This window comes from Devosia sp. A449 (assembly GCF_054489375.1).
Genome location: NZ_JBTMWU010000002.1, coordinates 79,194 through 96,024 on the forward strand (window position 1 = coordinate 79,194; position 16,831 = coordinate 96,024).

A 16,831-nucleotide genomic window follows, 5' to 3' on the forward strand; every position below is an offset into this window, starting at 1 on the left:
ATTTTGCGCCTGGCGCCGCTATCCGCGACGGCCCGGTTTCCTCCCGAAACCAGTCCAATGCCATATGTCTGACAAATCCAATTTTGCTTGGCAAGCCAGCTTGTGCGAGGGGCGTTCACTTTGTTGGCGGCGGAGGGGGCGGCACCACCCGGCTGGTGAGGGCGTGGCTGCCACGGATGTGGGCGGTGTCGCCCCCTCCCCCTTGAGGGGAGGGTTGGGGAGGGGGTGGTTTGGTGGGGCACTGATGGACCCCCACCCCTGGCCCCTCCCCTCAAGGGGGAGGGGAGGGCAAGAGCCGATGATTTCCTGTGCCGGAAACGTTCTATCCCCTTCCCATCAGGCTGCGGGCGGCGGTTTCGATGGCGGCGGCGTCGATGCCGAAATGGGCGTAGAGGTCGTTGACGGTGCCGGTCTGGCCGAAATGCTCCACGCCGAGCGTGATGGTGCGGTGGCCGAGGACGCTACCGAGCCAGCCCAACGTCGCCGGATGGGCGTCGATGGCGGTGATCAGGCCGGCATGGCGCGGCACGTCGGCGAGCAGGGTTTCGATGTGGCAGGTGGAAGTGCGGTCGCCATGCAGGCGCGCTCGTTGCGCGCCGTGCCAGCCGGCATTGAGCCGGTCGGCCGAGGTGACGGCGAGCACGGCGACATTGCGCCGGTCGCCGCCGATGGCTGCCGCTGCGGCGATGGCTTCGCTGGCGAGCACACCCTGATAGGCGATAACCACTTCGCACTCCGGCGTTGGGGCTTTGAGCCAATAGGCGCCGCGAATGATGGCGTCGGACAGGGACTGGTCGACGCTGCGGGGTGGTTGTTCGATGGCGCGGGTGGAGAGGCGCAGATAGACCGAGCCGCCGGTGACGTCGCGCGGCCAATCGGCCAGATCGGGGCGGGCATCGCCGGAGCGCTGCATATAGTCAAACGCCCAATCCATGATGATCGACAGCTCGTCGGCAAAGGCCGGCTCGAAGCTGGCGAGGCCATCCTGCGACATGCCGATCAGCGGGCTGGCGATGGACTGGTGCGCCCCGCCTTCGCCGGCCAGCGACACGCCGGAGGGGGTGGCGACCAGCAGGAAGCGGGCGTCCTGGTAGCAGGCATAGTTCAGCGCATCGAGGCCGCGCGAAATGAACGGGTCGTAGAGCGTGCCGATGGGCAGCAGGCGCTCGCCGAATAGCGAATGGCTGAGGCCGGCCGCGCCGAGCGCGAGGAAAAGGTTCATTTCAGCGATGCCCAGCTCCAGATGTTGCCCCTCTGGAGTAAAGCGCCATTTCTGGGCACTGGGGATAGCTTCTTTCTGGAAGGTGTCGGCCATCTCGTGGCTGGCGAACAGATTGCGCCGATTGACCCAGGTGCCCAGATTTGTGGACACCGTGACGTCGGGCGAGGTGGTGATGATGCGGCGGGCCAGATCGCTATCGGTTTTGGCGATGGCGTCGAGGATTTTGCCGAAGGCGGTCTGGGTGGAGGTGGCGCCGGTGCCGACGAATTGCGGGCCGATGGTGGCGACGGCGGGCGAGGTGTGGCGACGGGATGCACTGGTGTTGAACGGCACCTGGGCGAGGAAGCGCTCGATGGCGGCCGGATGCTCCAGCCCTTCGAGCTTGTCCCATTCATGGCCCTCGCGGACATTCATCGCCTGGCGCAAAGTATCTATCTGCGCGCCGGTCATCTGGCCGGCGTGATTATCCTTGTGGCCGGCCAGCGGCGTAGACCAGCCCTTGACGGTGTAGGCGATGAACACCGTCGGCTGTTCGGTGCCGGCGGCCTCGAATTGTTCGAGCAGGCTCTGCGTGCAATGGCCGCCGAGATTGGCCATCAGTTCGGCCAGTTGGGCATCGCTGCGGCGGGCGAGCAAAGCGCTGACCTTGCCCTGATCGCCGATTTCGTCATTGAGGCGCTCGCGCCAGGCGGCGCCGCCGCGGAACATCAGCGCCGAATAGATGGCGTTGGGGGCGGCGTCGATCCAGGCCTTGAGCTTGTCGCCGCCCGGTTCGGCGAAGGCGGCGCGTTGCAATGCGCCATATTTCAGGGTGACGACCTTCCAGTCGAAGGCGCGGAAAATGGCTTCTATACGGTCGTAAAGGCCCTCGCGGACCACGCCGTCGAGGCTCTGGCGGTTGTAGTCGATGATCCACCAGGTGTTGCGCAGGCCGTGTTTCCAGCCCTCGAGCAGGCATTCGTAGACGTTGCCCTCGTCCAGCTCGGCATCGCCGACCAGCGCGATCATGCGGCCTTCGGGGCGACTGGTATCGGCCCAGGATTTGGCGCTGACATAGTCCTGGATCAGGCTGGCGAAGGCGGTGAAGGCGACGCCGAGGCCGACCGAGCCGGTGGAAATGTCGACGTCGTCAGTATCCTTGGTGCGGCTGGGATAGGATTGCGCGCCGCCAAAGGCGCGGAAATTCTCGATCTTGTCCAAGCTCTGTTTGCCGAACAGGTACTGGATGGCGTGGAATACCGGGGCGGCGTGGGGCTTGACCGCCACCCGATCCTCGGGCCGCAGCACGCCGAAATACAGCGCTGCCATGATCGCCGCCATCGAGGCGGAACTGGCCTGATGGCCGCCGACTTTCACCCCGTCGACATTGGGGCGAATGTGATTGGCGTGGTGGATCATCCAGTTGGAGAGCCACAGAATCTTGCGCGTCAGCGCCTCAATGCTGGCGACCCGCGTGTCCGTCGCTCCGCCAATGCCGCCGCTATCCATGAGGCCTCCCCGCAATTTTGACGATTTTGCGCCTTGCGGGGAAGTCTTTCTCGTCTATTTTGACCCGTACGGCGCAGGATGGCGCAGGATTTAGGAAGATTTGAGCAGGAAAATGGTGAAAACCGCCGAAATCGCGCTGACCGCCATCGATCGCAAAATCCTGCGGGCGCTGCAGGAGGATGGGCGGATGACCATCCAGGCGATTGCCGACCGGGTGGGCCTATCGGCGTCGCCCTGCCTGCGCAGAATACGCCAGATGGAGAGTGCGGGGATTATTGCCGCCTATAGCGCGACGGTGGACCAGACGGCGGTGGGGCTGCCGGTTTCGGTGTTCATTTCGATCAAGCTGGAGCGGCAGCGGAGCCATGAGCTGGATGCGTTCGGCGCGGCGATCAGCCGGTGGCCCGAGGTGATGGAATGCTATCTGATGACCGGACAATTCGACTTTCTGCTGCGGGTGGTCTGCGCCGATCTGGGGGCCTATGAGCAGTTTTTGCGGGAAAAGCTGACCCAGGTGGAGGGCGTCGCTTCCATTGAGAGCAGCTTTTCGCTGGGGCAGGTGAAATATTCGCGGGTGCTGCCGCTCTAGCCTACCAGCGGTGCTGGAAGCCGAATTCGGGGCCGAAAATCGGACCCTCGAAACGGGGCGGGGTGACCGGAATTTTGGCGGCCCAGCCGACCAGATAGGAGGCGCGCACCCAGCCGGTGTCGGTGACGAAGCACCATTGTTCATTGCGGGTGCAATAATCCAGCGTCACCTCACTGCCGTCGGCAAGGTTGCCGATGGTGGGATAATGGCTGCCGGGACCGGTGCGCACCGCGATATTGCCGCCGCTGACCCGTGCCGTCGGCGCCGCCAATGCGGGCGCGGCCAGAGCGACGCTGAGGAGCAGCGCGGCGATGGCGGCAAGGCTGGCCTGGGCCGGGCGGGAAAATGGGCGCATGGGAGCCTCCGGGGACGGTTTGGACACTGAGACTGGCAATGCCTCAGCGCTGTGGCGGTTGCAAGGCACGCCGAAATGCCGCCCGACGCAAGCGCCGGCGGGGACACGGTAACGGGCGGCCTTTGACTCCACCGAATAGTACAAAGCGAGCCAAGGGCCGCCCGTCACGAGCCGGATTTTAGGCTGGGGCCGGTTCAGGCGCGACCATTCTTGCAGGTGCGGCTGCCGGGCCGGGAGCACAGCCCTCCTGGCCTTCAATGCTGCAAATGTCGCCGAGGCGAGATTTGTCCGGCTGTGCCGGATCCAGCGACGAAATCCCCTACCCAGGCGGGCGCCCCCTCCTGCCGGTCTTCCCACCCGACCCTGCGTAGGGGCCGCGTGAACTGGCGGGAATGGGAGCATGATGGCATGCGGGTCATGGGGCGGGGATAAGATTTTTTGTTTTTCGCGCTGTACGCCTTCGTCATTGCCGGGCTTGTCCCGGCAATCCATCTTCCCAGGGCGCAGTGTGGACCACCCGGATAAACCGGGTGGTGACGGTGGGGAGGGCTCAGCGATGCGGCGAGGGCAGGCCGTCCGGGCCGAGCCGGCGGGCATTCGTGCCGGCACTGGTGTCAGCACTGGTGTTGGGCTTGGTGAGGTGGAGATAGCGCCCCTCGAAGGTGACGGCGGCGCCGCTGAGCCGCGTAACCAGAATGGCAAAATCGGCGGCGGTGAATTTGACCTGCGGATCGAGGGCGACAAAGCGCGGCAAAGCGGGCTCCCGGCAAAACAGCCGATTGGCGGCATCGATGGCGGCATTGAGCGTTTGCACGCTGGCCTCGCTGATCACGCCGGAGGGCTTGTTGATGCGCAGCACATAATTCAGCGCGGCGAGGTCGACCGAGAGGCGGTTATAGGCGGTGATGGATTTGCCGCTGAGGCTGCGGGGGCGTTTGGACATGGTGGGCTCCGGTGAACGGGATAACCGGAGAGTGTAGCGCGGCTGGCGGGCGCGGGGAGAAGTTGGGGTCTGGTCCGCTGGTTCGGTGCGTGTGACCCACCCCCACCCTTGATCCCTCCCCACAAGGGGGAGGGAGACGATGAACACCGGCATCACAACCTGCGCCTCCCTCCCCTTGATGGGGAGGGATTGAGGGTGGGGTGGGGCCAAGCACACCGGCGCGACAGCCCACCCCCCTCGGGCGAGGCCGTTGGATGGACAGACCGCGCGTGAGACGCGATGGTGTGTCGGGGGACGAGGATGCGAAAACTATTCTGGGTGCTGGCCGGACTTATGGCCTTGGGGGCGCTGGGCAATATTATCGGTGGCACGGACACGCCGGTCATTGCCTCGACCAATCCTGCCGCCGTGCAGGCAGCGATCCCGACCGCACCGGCTTTCGAAGCGACCATGTTCGTGTCGGCCAGCAGCCTCAATCTGCGCGAGGCCCCGACCAGCGGCGCGCGTGTGCTCACGACTTTGCCGCGCAATACGCCGGTGCGGACCGGTGAGCGGCGCGGTGGTTGGGTGCAGGTCTCGGTCAATGGCCGGGTCGGCTGGGTCAGCGATGACTATCTCGGCGCCACACCTATCGCGCCAGCGCTGTCTGTGCCGGTGCAAAGCCAGCCGAGACAGCGCGTGGTGCAGCAGCCGCAGAATGCCGCGTCCTGCCCGTCGCGGCGCTATTGCACCGAGATTAGCTCCTGTCAGGAAGCACGGTTCTATCTGGCCAATTGCAGCTGGGGGAGCAAGCTGGATGGCGACGGGGATGGCGTGCCGTGTGAGAAGCTTTGTCGGTAGGGGGCGATCCTCGGTGGACCGGGCTGGCAGGATACTGCCCACCCACCGCGTCACCCCGGCGGAAGCCGGGGCCCATCCTGAGTTCGTTTAATGCGGCCCCATCTCAGGATGGGTCCCGGCTCAAGGCCGGGATGACACCGAGTTTGTGTGGGCTGTTCGGCTTAATCTGGCGAGAGCAAATTGTGCGGCGGGATAAGGGCGGACCCGCAACAAACTCGACCTCTCTCAAGTGCGACCAAAAAACAGCAACGAGACAAAATTCATGCTTGTTCAGCAGGCAAGGAGCAGAATTCGCATCGCCGTTGTCTTTAACAACGATTGCAATTATGAAGATGCGGTCAATCGGGGGGCATGAATTGGCGACTTATCTTGCAGAAAATTCTATTCGGACGGCGGTAAGCCATCTTTGTCGCTTCGGTGATACCGACATTTTTCCTCATCTAATTGAACTCGTCTACCTGGCGGAAAAGGTGGATGAGATCGTAGATCAGCTTAAGTCGTACGATGTTTCCAATTTCCAGCCGTCTCATTCTGTCGAAGCATTAGCACCAAAATCCCGCTACGGTTTCAGAATTGCGAACCAGCTAATTATGCTTGATGCTCTGCTCCTAATGGCAGGAACTGTAGACATCGCGCCTGATTTGGAGAATTTTAAGGCGCCAAATGAAGTGTTTGGGCCGTTTTCATACAGATTTGAGAATAAAGGTTCCGGGTCTGTATTGAAGGATGGCCGGACATATCGAGATTGGATTGAGTTTCAGCGAGAAATAGCTAAGGATGAGACTATTGAATTTGTCGTTTTTACCGACATTGCCGATTTTTATCAGAGAATTTATTTTCATAGAATAGAGAATGTTCTTCGCGCTGCCTCAGCAAATAAAGGCGTTGCTTACTTGATAGAGAAGATTATCAAGAAGATACGTGCGAAGCAGTCTTATGGAATACCTGTGGGTGGAACAGCGTCACGGTTTATTGCCGAAGCTGTGCTGTCGGATTTTGATCATGCTTTAGAAGCTGAAGAGTGCGAATTCACTCGTTTTGTTGACGATATCCGAATTTATGTACGTCAAGGGGAGAGCGCGTATCGTTCTTTGGCATTTGCGGCTGAGGTTCTTCTGTCAGAGGGGCTCACCCTGAATGCTCAGAAGACGCGGGTTGTTACCCGTGAGCAGTATGTGGACTTTCTTGATGATGAGGGACTGGACGCATTCGATGAGGCGCAGCGCGCCGCATTAGAATCGCTCTCCAATTCACTCTACTTTGATGAAGCTGAGGAGCCTGATGAGGAAGAACTGGCTTCTGCAAGCGCTGAACCTAGTCGAACTACTCTCCGACCTACTAAGTGCAGAATTTTGGGACTTTGGAAAAATTCGTTCTATACTCAGGGCGCTCCGAATTACCCAGAATGCGGAATGCGTACAGTTTATCGGTGATAACCTGGAGTTGTTGCTTCCGTTTATCAAGGATGTGGTTCTGTTACTTGATAATCTTTCAAAGTCTGGAGCGCTTCCAAATGGATTTGATATCACACCGTCAGTTGTGGGCCATCTTAAGGCTGGCGCCGGGCGAAGCGTCCCGGTGATTAGAGCGTGGCTCCTAGAGCTATTTGTTCGACGGGTGACACCAATAACGGCAAAGACACTCGGAGAAATTGAGCGAGTCTCTGAACTCGACGGCCGGCAGATCATACTAATTAATGCGACAATCGCTAACGTGGCCTATTTTCGTAAAAATAAGACCCGTTTCGATCAGTTTAGTGTTTTTGAACAGTACGCGCTGATAGTCGGTGCGACCTGTTTGCCTAAGGATGAGTACGAAACCTGGGTCGATGCAGTAAGGGGCGGGATGGGCCAGCCTCTCGATAAATCTTTTTGTGACTGGGCTAAGTCAAAACAAGGGAATTTTGGCTCGATAGTTACAGATCTTGCTAACCTAGCTCAAGCGAGCGACGGCCAGTCCTAGGCCCTTCTGGGTCGTGCCCCAAGGGCTCGGCCTACCTCACCTCCCCGCTCAACGTATCCAACTCCATCTCCCGCAGCCGCTTGACCTCGTCGCGCAGTCTGGCCGCCTTCTCGAATTCCAGATTGGTCGCGGCTTCGCGCATTTGGGTTTCGATGTCTTTGATGACGGCGGCGAGGTTGGCGCCGACCTGGACTTGTTCCTTGCCGTCGCGGCCCTTGCCGATGGAGACGGTGACGTGGTCGCGTTCGTAGACCGAGTCCACGATGTCGTGGATGTTGCTGCGCACCGATTGCGGGGTGATGCCGTGTTCGAGATTGTAGGCGGTCTGCTTGTCGCGGCGGCGGCTGGTTTCGGCCAAAGCGCGTTCCATCGAGCCGGTGATGCGGTCGGCATAGAGCACCACCTTGCCGTCGACGTTACGGGCGGCGCGGCCGATGGTCTGGATCAGTGAGGTTTCGCTGCGCAAAAAACCTTCCTTGTCGGCGTCGAGAATGGCGACGAGGCCGCATTCGGGAATGTCGAGGCCTTCGCGCAGCAGGTTGATGCCCACCAGCACGTCAAAACCGCCGAGGCGGAGGTCGCGGATGATCTCGATGCGCTCGATGGTGTCGACATCGGAGTGCATGTAGCGCACGCGAATGCCCTGCTCATGCAGATATTCGGTCAGATCCTCGGCCATCTTCTTGGTGAGGACGGTGAGCAGGGTGCGGTAGCCCTTCTTGTTGGTCTGGCGGATTTCATCGACCACATCGTCGACCTGCGCCTTGGCCGGGCGGATTTCCACCGGGGGATCGATCAGCCCGGTGGGGCGGATGACCTGTTCGGCAAACACGCCGCCGGTCTGGTCCATCTCCCAACTGCCAGGGGTGGCCGAGACATAGACCGATTGCGGCCGCATGGCGTTCCATTCCTCGAAGCGCAGCGGGCGATTATCCATGCAGGAGGGCAGGCGGAAGCCATATTCGGCCAGGGTCGCCTTGCGGCGGAGGTCGCCTCTGTACATGGCGCCGAGCTGGCCGATGGTGACGTGGCTTTCGTCGACAAACACCAGCGCGTTATCGGGCAGATATTCGAACAGCGTCGGGGGCGGCTCGCCCGGCTTGCGGCCGGAGAAGTAGCGCGAGTAATTCTCGATGCCGGCGCAGGAGCCGGTGGCTTCCATCATTTCCAGATCGAACAGCGAACGCTGTTCGAGGCGCTGGGCTTCGAGGAAGCGGCCGGCGGCGTTCAGCTCGGCGAGTCGGGCATGCAGCTCGGTGCGGATGGCCTTGATGGCCTGGTTCATCGTGGTGCGCGGCGTCACGTGGTGGGAATTGGCGAAGACGCGAATGAAGGTGAGATCGGCGGATTTTTTGCCGGTCAGCGGATCGAACTCGGTGATGGATTCGATCTCGTTGCCGAACAGCGACACGCGCCAGGCGGCGGCTTCATAGTGGGCGGGGAAGATTTCCACCGTGTCGCCGCGCACGCGAAAGGTGCCACGGACGAAGCCGGTGTCGCCGCGCTTATATTGCAGGGCCACCAGCTTGGCGAGCAGCTCGCGCTGGTCGATCTTCTGGCCCTTTTGCACGTCGATGGTCATGGCGGTGTAATCTTCCACCGAGCCAATGCCGTAAATGCAGGAGACCGAGGCGACGATGATTACGTCGTCGCGTTCGAGAATGGCGCGCGTGGCCGAGTGGCGCATGCGGTCGATCTGCTCGTTGATGGTGGATTCTTTTTCGATGTAGGTGTCGGTGCGCGGGACGTAGGCCTCGGGCTGGTAATAGTCGTAATAGGAGACGAAATATTCCACGGCGTTGTCGGGGAAGAAGCTTTTGAACTCGCCGTAAAGCTGGGCGGCGAGGGTTTTGTTGGGAGCGAGGATCAGCGCCGGACGGTTGGTGCGGGCGATGACCTGGGCGGCGGTGAAGGTCTTGCCCGAGCCGGTGACGCCGAGCAGCACCTGGTCGGATTCGCCATTGTTGATGCCTTCGACCAGCTCGGCGATGGCGGTGGGCTGATCGCCGGCGGGCTCATAGGGCGTGACCATGCGGAACGGCTTGCCGGCGTCGCGCTTGAGGTTGGACTGCGCCTTGTGCGGCACCCAGGGGGAGGAGCCCTCCACCTCCTTGCGGCCATGCAGGATGATCTGCTCGAGGGCCTTGACCGTGGCGGTGATGCCGACGGTCTGGGCGTTTTCCAGGCTCTCGCCCTTGCGGGCCTTGTTCTTCTTGATGCTGTCATCCAGCGCCGAGCGGATTTTGGACAAAGCTTCGGGATCGGCGGCAGCGGCGCGGGAAATGTCGCGGGCCGACATGGCGGCGGGCGAGGGCATATGGCCGAAGCCGGCTTGTGGGGTTTCACCCATGCCGTCGAAATCGACGCGGTCGACCGAGTTGATCTTGGTCTTGCTGGATTTGGCGGCCATGCCGGTGGCGGTGTCGTTGGAGGATTTGGTGGTGCGGCGCTTTTCCAGCGCGGTCTTCTTCTTGGCGGCCTGCTGCTCGGCCTTGAGCGCAGCGGCTTCGGCCTCGGCGGCGTCGGACGCGACTTTCTGGTCGGCACGGTCGAGGGCGCGCTTGTTGCGCATGCGCTCGGCATAAAGCGGCTTGCTGGCCGCGATATCCTCGGCCTTCTCGATCTCGCCGAGGAAATCGTCGATGGAAAACTCGGCTTTGCCGGGGCGTGCGGACTTGTCGGCCATGAAGACACCATGCGCTGGGGAGGCGACTCAGATGGGGGCTGAGGCGCGTTTATGCAATGTTGCCGCCAGCATAGGGGCTATCGAACGGAGAGGGAACAGCCGCTGCTGACAAGGGGTGTCAGGAGGCCGCTGGTTTACCGCCGGGCTTGGTGGCGAACCAGATGGTGTGGCGGGCGCCGCGGCCGGATTTGCTGGCGCGGACGCTGAGCTCTTCGACGGCGAGATTGGCGCGCTTGAGGCGGCGGGTGAATTGGGCGTCAGGAGCGGAGGACCAGACGGCGAGATGGCCGCCGGGGGTGAGCGCGACCTTGGCGGCGGCGAGGCCGGTGGCGTTGTAAAGCCAGTCATTGGCGGGGCGCGACAGGCCATCGGGGCCGTTATCGACATCGAGCAGGATGGCGTCGAAGGGTTTGCCGCCGCTGATGGCGGTGGCGACGTCGCCGACGTGAATGGTGACGCGGGGATCGTCGAGGCTGGCGCCATGGATAATGCTCAGGGGCCCGCGAGCCCAGGCGACGACGGCGGGGACCAGTTCGGCGATGACGATTTCGGCGTCGGGGCCGAAGCTGTCGAGGGCGGCGCGCAGGGTGAAGCCCATGCCGAGGCCGCCGATCAGGATGCGCGGTTTGGCGCGGGTGCCGATGCGGGCGACGGAGAGGGTGGCGAGCTGTTCTTCGGAGCCGCTGAGGCGGCTGTTCATCAGCTCGATGACGCCGGACATGATGGAAAACTCGGTGCCGCGTTGCATCAGCTTGAGCGCGCCGCCGCCGGGCATGATGGTTTCATCGAGTTTAACCCATGGCAGCATGCCGGACTCCTGTGTTGACGGGCTGTGTAGTCCGGTTTGGCGGCGGAGTCATGGGTGGGCTTGTCGCGGGGGCTCGGTGTGCGTGGCCCCACCCCACCCTCGGTCCCTCCCCATCGAAGGGGAGGGAGGCGCTGGGGGCAACGCACCGGTTGATCCGGCTCGATCTCAGGATGGGTCCCGGCTCGAGGCCGGGATGACATCGGGGTGGGGCGGCTTTGTGCCTTAGGCGAGTAGCGTCGCCGGGACGGTGCCGCCATTGGCGGCGAGTTTGGCGAGGACCTGCTTGTGCAGCCAGATATTCATGGTGGCGGAGTCGGATTTGTCGCCGGTGTAGCCGAGTTCGTCGGCCAGGGTCTTGCGGGCGGTGAGCGAGCTGTCGAGGTCGAGGGCTTTCATCAGGTCGACGATGGAGGTCTTCCAGTTGAGCTTCTGGCCCGATTTGGCGACGGCAGCGTCGAGCACGGCGGCGACATCCACCTTGGCGGCGGGGGCGGCAGCAGCGGCGGCGGCGTTGGCGGCGATGGAGTCGGCAATCACCTTGTTGGCGGCGGCCATGCCGGCGTCGAGCGCGGCCTGCTGCTTGTCGGCGACCGAAGTGGTCGGAGCCGGGGTCGGGGTGCTGGTGGTCGAGGCGGTGACCGGAGCGCCGAAAATCTTGCCTTTGATATCGTCGAAGAAACCCATGAAATGACCCTTTGCAAAAGTAATCATTCTAGAGACGGCAGCTTGGCGGCGAGATCAAGGCAGAACGGGCTGCCATCGTCACCATCCGGTTTATCCGGGTGGGCCATGCGGTGTGCAGGGACGATGGATTGCCGGGAGGGGAGACGCGCCGCCCCGCGGGGCGGCGCGGTGGGTTTAGTGGCGGGCCGGGGTCCAGACGATCCAGGCGAAGAGCAGCACGCCGATGAAGGTGACGATCGAGAAGACGGACAGCACGGGCACGATGGCGGTGTTGCCCTGCAGCAGCATGTAGAGCGAGGCGGTCATCACTACGACGCCGAGCGTGTAGATCGCATATTGCAGCATGGGCAGGCGACCGACGGCCTTGGCCGGGTTCAGGGCGTAATAGCCGCCGAACAGGGCGCTGGTGACCCAGCCGAGCAGGTTGATATGGGCGTGGGCGCTGGCCACGCCGTGATTGCCGCTGATCGACATATGCAGGCCGACGGCGATGCCGACGAGCAGGAACAGAATGGCCGTGCGAAAGAAGTATTCGGAGATGCGTGGCATGATGGTTTCCCCCTGAGACGCTGGCGTCGCAGTCCCCTCATGGACTCAGTCCAGCGGAGGCACGATAGACTGTTGGTTGGGGAAAGCTATTGCTGTTGGGGGACGCGGTGGGCCGTGCAACGCGGGCCGCTGCGTCGGTGTATTTGGCCCCACCCCACCCTCGTTCCCTCCCCATCGAGGGGAGAGTGTTATTTTAGACTGCCGCTCCGAAACGCTGCGTTGGCGGCAATGACACTATCGGCTCTTGCCCTCCCTCCCCCTTGAGGGGAGGGCCGGGGAGGGGGTGGCATTGTGGGCAACTGCACGACCCCCACCCTCAATCCCTCCCCTCAAGGGGGAGGGAGGCGAAGGAACCGATATGCCGGAGCCGAGTCCAAAGGAACCCTCCTTCAAGGGGGAGGGGACCGCATGGTGTTTGGGGCAGCTGTCAGTAAACCCGGATCGAGGAGAGGGCGCGGCGGAGGTAGCGGTCGAGGGTGGGCTGGGAGGCGGTGATGCGCTCGCAATAGCTCTGGAAGAAGCGATCGCGGCAGGCAGCGGCGGAGACCGGGCCATCGATTTTGACCGAGGCGAAGCTGTTATCCAGGCCGAGTAGCGCGAGGTCGTCAATGACGCGGCCGGAGGGGACGCAGAGGGCTGCGCCGGTGTAGTTGGCGCCCTGATAAAAGCAGACGCTGCCGCTGCCGCCGGCATAAGGCGGGCGAGGCGTGCCGGGGGGCTGGCCGAAAGCGACGCCGTGCTTGGGCGTCCAACCGCGACCGCCAGCGCCATCGACGAGGCACCATAGTTTTTGGCAGCGCATCGCCTTGATGGCGACCAGAGCGGGCAATTGGCCGGTGATGGCATATTGGGCGCCGGGGCCGTTGTAGAGCACCAGCGGCTGGCGGCTCCAGGCATGGGTGCCGGCGACCTCCGGGGCGGCGAAGGCCGGGGCCTGGCTGAGCAGGAGAAGGGTGAGGAGGCTGGCAAGAGCGGTCAGGAAACGACGCATGGCGGTATGATCCCCGGCGTTGATCGACGACAGCAGCCTAGCGCGGCGGGAGCCGGGCTCCAAGGCGCAAAAAAAGGGCGCAGCCGAAGCTGCGCCCGTATCAGATGAGGTTAGCGGAGGCGGATCGAGACGATGTAGTCGTCAAAGTCGCCCAGCGAGGAGGCGCTGGTGGTGTAGGTGCGGCAGCTGCGGAAATTGCTGTCCGAGCACACCTGGACCTGCAGGCCATCGCGATTTTCGATCGAGGAAATGCGGTCGGCCCAATCGCCCAGATTGCGCACGCTATCACCTTCATTCATGCAGAAGCTGTCGCCACGGAAGCGCGAACGATCATAGAAACAGACTTCCGAGAAACGCGGGGGCTGCGGGCGAACCACCGGGGGACGCGACGGTGTGGGGCGCGTGTAGGGCGGCTGCGACGGCGTCGGGCCAACGCCGAAATTGAAGCTGGGGCCGTCAGGGCCGACCTGGAAGCCGAAGGACAGGCCGGGCTGGCTCGGATTGACCGGGCGACCGCCGCCGGCATTGAGATAGCTGGCCGAGACCCAGCCATCGGGGCCGGGCTTGGCGATAAAGCACCAAGAGCCCTGGCACTGCTGCACATCGACCGTGGTGCCGCGCTGCACGGTGTCGACCACGGCATAATTGGTGCCCGGACCGGAGCGCACATTGACGTTGCTGGTGATGGTGCCCGGTGCGGCATAGGCAGCCGGCAGGAACACCACCGCAGCGGTGGCGGCCACGGCAACGCCGGTAGCGATATTGAGCAACATCTTGCGGGTTTGGCGATTCATGGTCTGCTCCTCAGGACTCTGCCGACCGGTCCCGGGGATCGGGACGACGCTGGCGGCCGGTGACGCTTACTGTTTAGTCAAGTAACGGGGGCAGGAAGAAAAGAGTTCCGACCCCCGCAACCGGATCTGTCGATATGGTCAATAGCGGCGGCTGGCTGAACGCTGGCTGAACGGATTGGCAGACCCCGTTCAGCATGGAGTCAGGGCTCAATCCGACGCTTTTTGCCGTCTTCGCCCAGCGCCACATAGATGAAGCGGCCGTCGGTGACCTTGACGCGATCGTCAACGTGGTTGCGGCGGGCCCAGGCTTCGATGGCTACGGTGATCGACGTGGTGCCGACGCGCTCAATGGTGGTGTAGACGCACAGCACGTCGCCCACCTTGATCGGGGAGATGAAGGTCATGGCCTCAACGGCCACGGTGACGGTGCGGCTCTGAGCCCGTTCATGGGCGGCGATGCCGCCGGCAATATCCATCTGGCTCATCACCCAGCCGCCGAAAATGTCGCCGGATGGATTGGTGTCCGCCGGCATGGCCAGCGTGCGGATGGTCAGGACGCCAATGGGCTCGCTGGGGCTAGGCTGCACGATCACGGTCCTTTCACCGGCCAGCGGCCGACAGCTTCTTCCCAATGCTTGCGGCAGAGCGAGATATAGACCGATTTCTCAATCGAAACCTGCTCGCCATCGGTCAGCACGCGGCCATCGACATTCTGGCGAACCACCATGGTGGCCTTGGCGCCGCACTCACAGATGGTGCGAATTTCCCGCAACTCATCCGCGATGGCAAGCAGTTGTTGGGAGCCGGGAAACAGTTTGCCCTGGAAGTCGGTGCGCAGGCCGAAACACATCACCGGAATCTTCAGCCGGTCGCTGACCCGGGCCAATTGCCAGACCTGATCCGGGGTGAGGAACTGCGCCTCATCGACAAACACGCAATCGACCTTGCCGCTCTCCTGCTCTTCGCGGATGGCGTGGAACAGATCGTCATCGGCGGAATAGAGGGCCGCCGGCTCGGCAATGCCGATGCGCGAGGCAATCAGGCCGATGCCGTTTTCGACATAAAGCGCCGAGGTATAGAGCAGCGGCCGCATGCCGCGCTCGCGGTAATTATAGGCGGCCTGCAGCAGCAAGGTCGACTTGCCGGCATTCATCGCCGCGTAGGAAAAATAGAGCTTGGCCATGCCTGTTTGTGCCGGACCTGTGGAGTACGCGCGAGGGCTAAGAGCGGTGCTCCACAAAAAAAATGGCCGCCCGGGGGTGGGCGGCCAGAAATGCCGATGGCGTCGGCAGGAGCGGCGGGGTTGGCGGCCGCAGGCTCCCAGGGTCGGGCCGCCTGGGGAAGGGGCCGGGACCAAGGGGAGGCTAGCGGCGCTGTGTGACGACGGCATGACGGCGTGAGGCCCGCCGTTCAGTTGGCGTTCAGCTTGGCTGATGCCATTGTGGGGCCGAATTTGTATGGAGTTTTGACGATGCGGAAAGCGGTTTTTGCAGTTGGGGCGCTGGCCCTGCTGGCGCAGCCGGTGCTGGCGGCGTCGCCGGCCGGTATCTGGGAAATCGAGATGCGGGATTCGCGCTACAGCGTCGAATTATGCGGCGATGGCACCCAACTCTGCGGCACGCTGATCTGGCTCGGCAATGGCGCCGACAACAAGGAAAACCTGCCCTATCTCAACACGCTGATGATCGATCACGCCAAGCCGGTGGCGCCGAATTTGTGGAAGGGCGATCTGCATATTTATGGGCAGACCGCCAGCGGGACCATCACCCAGGTCAGCGATGACCAGATCACGCTGCAGGGCTGCGTGCTGCTGGTGATCTGCAAGACGTATCAGATGTATCGGTATGGGCAGTAGGGGGGGGCTTCGCCCCGGTCCGTCACCCTCGGGCTTGACCCGAGGGCTCTATACTTGCTGCGCTTAGCGTAAGTGCAACGCCCTCGGGTCAAGCCCGAGGGTGACGAGCGGTGGGTTGGGACGCAGGCCCCTAATTCGTTGTTCGGGCCATATGGGCCTGGCGGCGGGACCAGAGGGGGGGCAGGGCTTCGACGGCGAGGATGGCGGCGAAGATCAGCGCGGCGCCGGCATAGCCGATCGGGGGCAGGCGCTCGCCCAGCAGCAGCGCGCCACCGATGGCGGCGAACAGGCTTTCGGCGGAGAGAATGAGCGCCGCATTGGCGGGCGGCACATATTGCTGGCCGATGGCCTGGAAGGTGAAGGCGACAGCGGTGGACAGAATGCCGGCATAGGCGATTTCCAGCCAGCCGGCGCTGATGCCGGCCATGGTCGGGGTTTCGAGGACGAAGGCCAGCGACGATGCGGCCACGCCGGCGATGAGGAAGCTGACGGCCGAAACGAAAATCGGCAGGCCGGTGGCGCGGGCGACATGGCCGAGCAGGATGACATGCAGCGCCCAGAATACTGCGCCGATGACGATGAGGCCGTCGCCGCCATTGAAGCTGTCGAGGCCGCCGCCATTGAGGAAATAGGTGCCGATCAGCGCCAGCGGGACGCAGACGAAAATGATCGGATGGGCCCGGTTGCGGAACAGCACATAGCCCAGCACCGGGACGAAGAAGACATAGAGCCCGGTGAGGAAACCGGCATTGGTGGCGGTGGTGGTGGCCAGCCCGGCCTGCTGCAGCCAGGAGCCGGCGAAGAACACCGCGCTCATGGCGAGAATGAAGCCCCAATGGGCGCGGGTGAGCGGTTCGACACGGCGACGGCGTTCGCGTAGGGCGAGCGGCAGCACCAGAAGGCCGCCCAGCAGGTAACGCACCCCGGCAAAGGTCAGCGGCTCCATGCTGTCCATGGCGGATTTTTGCGCGATGAAGGCAAAGCCCCACAGCATGGTGCAGATCAGAAGCAGCAGGGCGGCGACGGGGCGGGACATTGGATTTGGCTTTTTGGTTGGGGTGGAGT

General features: G+C 62.9%; 16 protein-coding genes and 1 pseudogene. 5 read left to right on the forward strand and 12 right to left on the reverse strand.

Translation table 11 applies throughout. The annotated features are described in order from the left end of the window. Positions 1-322 precede the first annotated feature (322 nt). Positions 323-2,710, reverse strand: coding sequence for a transketolase (locus ACX3OW_RS06160; RefSeq protein ID WP_459094884.1), 2,388 nt, complete (start codon positions 2,708-2,710; stop codon positions 323-325). Positions 2,711-2,822: 112 nt separating this feature from the next. On the opposite strand from ACX3OW_RS06160, the gene ACX3OW_RS06165 reads away from it, so the two are divergent. After that, the gene (locus ACX3OW_RS06165; protein WP_459094885.1) at positions 2,823-3,299 is read left to right on the forward strand and encodes an Lrp/AsnC family transcriptional regulator; all 477 of its coding nucleotides are present in this window, start codon (positions 2,823-2,825) and stop codon (positions 3,297-3,299) included. A gap of 1 nt (position 3,300) precedes the next feature. Here the strand turns inward: ACX3OW_RS06165 and ACX3OW_RS06170 are convergent, their stop codons facing one another. Both ACX3OW_RS06170 and ACX3OW_RS06175 read right to left on the reverse strand, forming a co-directional pair. Then, positions 3,301-3,654, reverse strand: coding sequence for an SH3 domain-containing protein (locus ACX3OW_RS06170; RefSeq protein WP_459094886.1), 354 nt, complete (start codon positions 3,652-3,654; stop codon positions 3,301-3,303). A gap of 550 nt (positions 3,655-4,204) precedes the next feature. Further along, positions 4,205-4,597: a hypothetical protein gene (locus ACX3OW_RS06175; RefSeq protein ID WP_459094887.1), complete on the reverse strand. Its 393-nt coding sequence runs from the start codon at positions 4,595-4,597 to the stop codon at positions 4,205-4,207. A 300-nt stretch (positions 4,598-4,897) separates the two neighbouring features. Here ACX3OW_RS06175 and ACX3OW_RS06180 point away from each other — a divergent pair, with 300 nt between their 5' ends. From ACX3OW_RS06180 to ACX3OW_RS06190, 3 genes are all read left to right on the forward strand, one after another. Further along, on the forward strand, positions 4,898-5,437 hold the full coding sequence (locus ACX3OW_RS06180; protein ID WP_459094888.1) for an SH3 domain-containing protein: 540 nt from the start codon (positions 4,898-4,900) through the stop codon (positions 5,435-5,437). Between the two features lie 356 nt (positions 5,438-5,793). Beyond that, positions 5,794-6,870 (forward strand): RNA-directed DNA polymerase, encoded by a 1,077-nt coding sequence (locus ACX3OW_RS06185; RefSeq protein ID WP_459094889.1) that lies wholly within the window; start codon positions 5,794-5,796, stop codon positions 6,868-6,870. A 10-nt stretch (positions 6,871-6,880) separates the two neighbouring features. Further along, positions 6,881-7,399 carry a hypothetical protein gene (locus ACX3OW_RS06190; protein ID WP_459094890.1) on the forward strand — a complete coding sequence of 173 codons (519 nt, stop codon included), beginning with the start codon at positions 6,881-6,883 and terminating at the stop codon, positions 7,397-7,399. Positions 7,400-7,457: 58 nt separating this feature from the next. On the opposite strand, the pseudogene uvrB reads toward ACX3OW_RS06190, so the two are convergent. The 8 genes and pseudogenes from uvrB to ACX3OW_RS06230 form a co-directional block, all read right to left on the reverse strand. Continuing rightward, positions 7,458-9,809 (reverse strand): annotated as a pseudogene (gene uvrB, locus ACX3OW_RS06195) (excinuclease ABC subunit UvrB); the annotation flags it as partial. A 394-nt stretch (positions 9,810-10,203) separates the two neighbouring features. After that, positions 10,204-10,893, reverse strand: a complete 690-nt coding sequence (locus tag ACX3OW_RS06200; protein WP_459094891.1) for a spermidine synthase — start codon at positions 10,891-10,893, stop codon at positions 10,204-10,206. A gap of 222 nt (positions 10,894-11,115) precedes the next feature. Then, on the reverse strand, positions 11,116-11,577 hold the full coding sequence (locus tag ACX3OW_RS06205; RefSeq protein WP_459094892.1) for a DUF3597 domain-containing protein: 462 nt from the start codon (positions 11,575-11,577) through the stop codon (positions 11,116-11,118). A 174-nt stretch (positions 11,578-11,751) separates the two neighbouring features. Further along, positions 11,752-12,126, reverse strand: coding sequence for a hypothetical protein (locus tag ACX3OW_RS06210; RefSeq protein ID WP_459094893.1), 375 nt, complete (start codon positions 12,124-12,126; stop codon positions 11,752-11,754). Positions 12,127-12,553: 427 nt separating this feature from the next. Then, positions 12,554-13,117, reverse strand: a complete 564-nt coding sequence (locus tag ACX3OW_RS06215; RefSeq protein WP_459094894.1) for a peptidase inhibitor family I36 protein — start codon at positions 13,115-13,117, stop codon at positions 12,554-12,556. A 110-nt stretch (positions 13,118-13,227) separates the two neighbouring features. Continuing rightward, positions 13,228-13,911 carry an SH3 domain-containing protein gene (locus ACX3OW_RS06220; protein ID WP_459094895.1) on the reverse strand — a complete coding sequence of 228 codons (684 nt, stop codon included), beginning with the start codon at positions 13,909-13,911 and terminating at the stop codon, positions 13,228-13,230. 200 nt (positions 13,912-14,111) lie between these two features. Further along, a complete protein-coding gene (locus ACX3OW_RS06225; RefSeq protein ID WP_459095460.1) occupies positions 14,112-14,444 on the reverse strand; it encodes an acyl-CoA thioesterase in 333 nt (110 codons plus the stop codon). A 56-nt stretch (positions 14,445-14,500) separates the two neighbouring features. Beyond that, a complete protein-coding gene (locus ACX3OW_RS06230; protein WP_459094896.1) occupies positions 14,501-15,094 on the reverse strand; it encodes a thymidine kinase in 594 nt (197 codons plus the stop codon). Positions 15,095-15,382: 288 nt separating this feature from the next. On the opposite strand from ACX3OW_RS06230, the gene ACX3OW_RS06235 reads away from it, so the two are divergent. After that, positions 15,383-15,766 carry a DUF2147 domain-containing protein gene (locus ACX3OW_RS06235; protein ID WP_459094897.1) on the forward strand — a complete coding sequence of 128 codons (384 nt, stop codon included), beginning with the start codon at positions 15,383-15,385 and terminating at the stop codon, positions 15,764-15,766. A 130-nt stretch (positions 15,767-15,896) separates the two neighbouring features. Here ACX3OW_RS06235 and ACX3OW_RS06240 read toward each other — a convergent pair whose 3' ends face one another. Continuing rightward, positions 15,897-16,802: a DMT family transporter gene (locus ACX3OW_RS06240; protein WP_459094898.1), complete on the reverse strand. Its 906-nt coding sequence runs from the start codon at positions 16,800-16,802 to the stop codon at positions 15,897-15,899. Positions 16,803-16,831 lie beyond the last annotated feature (29 nt).

Bases quoted from the DNA above. Each gene is read 5' to 3' on its own strand.
- ACX3OW_RS06160 (WP_459094884.1), bottom strand. From the start codon at position 2,710: ATGGATAGCGGCGGCATTGGCGGAGCGACGGACACGCGGGTCGCCAGC.
- ACX3OW_RS06165 (WP_459094885.1), top strand. From the start codon at position 2,823: ATGGTGAAAACCGCCGAAATCGCGCTGACCGCCATCGATCGCAAAATC.
- ACX3OW_RS06170 (WP_459094886.1), bottom strand. From the start codon at position 3,654: ATGCGCCCATTTTCCCGCCCGGCCCAGGCCAGCCTTGCCGCCATCGCC.
- ACX3OW_RS06175 (WP_459094887.1), bottom strand. From the start codon at position 4,597: ATGTCCAAACGCCCCCGCAGCCTCAGCGGCAAATCCATCACCGCCTAT.
- ACX3OW_RS06180 (WP_459094888.1), top strand. From the start codon at position 4,898: ATGCGAAAACTATTCTGGGTGCTGGCCGGACTTATGGCCTTGGGGGCG.
- ACX3OW_RS06200 (WP_459094891.1), bottom strand. From the start codon at position 10,893: ATGCTGCCATGGGTTAAACTCGATGAAACCATCATGCCCGGCGGCGGC.
- ACX3OW_RS06205 (WP_459094892.1), bottom strand. From the start codon at position 11,577: ATGGGTTTCTTCGACGATATCAAAGGCAAGATTTTCGGCGCTCCGGTC.
- ACX3OW_RS06210 (WP_459094893.1), bottom strand. From the start codon at position 12,126: ATGCCACGCATCTCCGAATACTTCTTTCGCACGGCCATTCTGTTCCTG.
- ACX3OW_RS06215 (WP_459094894.1), bottom strand. From the start codon at position 13,117: ATGCGTCGTTTCCTGACCGCTCTTGCCAGCCTCCTCACCCTTCTCCTG.
- ACX3OW_RS06220 (WP_459094895.1), bottom strand. From the start codon at position 13,911: ATGAATCGCCAAACCCGCAAGATGTTGCTCAATATCGCTACCGGCGTT.
- ACX3OW_RS06225 (WP_459095460.1), bottom strand. From the start codon at position 14,444: ATGCCGGCGGACACCAATCCATCCGGCGACATTTTCGGCGGCTGGGTG.
- ACX3OW_RS06230 (WP_459094896.1), bottom strand. From the start codon at position 15,094: ATGGCCAAGCTCTATTTTTCCTACGCGGCGATGAATGCCGGCAAGTCG.
- ACX3OW_RS06235 (WP_459094897.1), top strand. From the start codon at position 15,383: ATGCGGAAAGCGGTTTTTGCAGTTGGGGCGCTGGCCCTGCTGGCGCAG.
- ACX3OW_RS06240 (WP_459094898.1), bottom strand. From the start codon at position 16,802: ATGTCCCGCCCCGTCGCCGCCCTGCTGCTTCTGATCTGCACCATGCTG.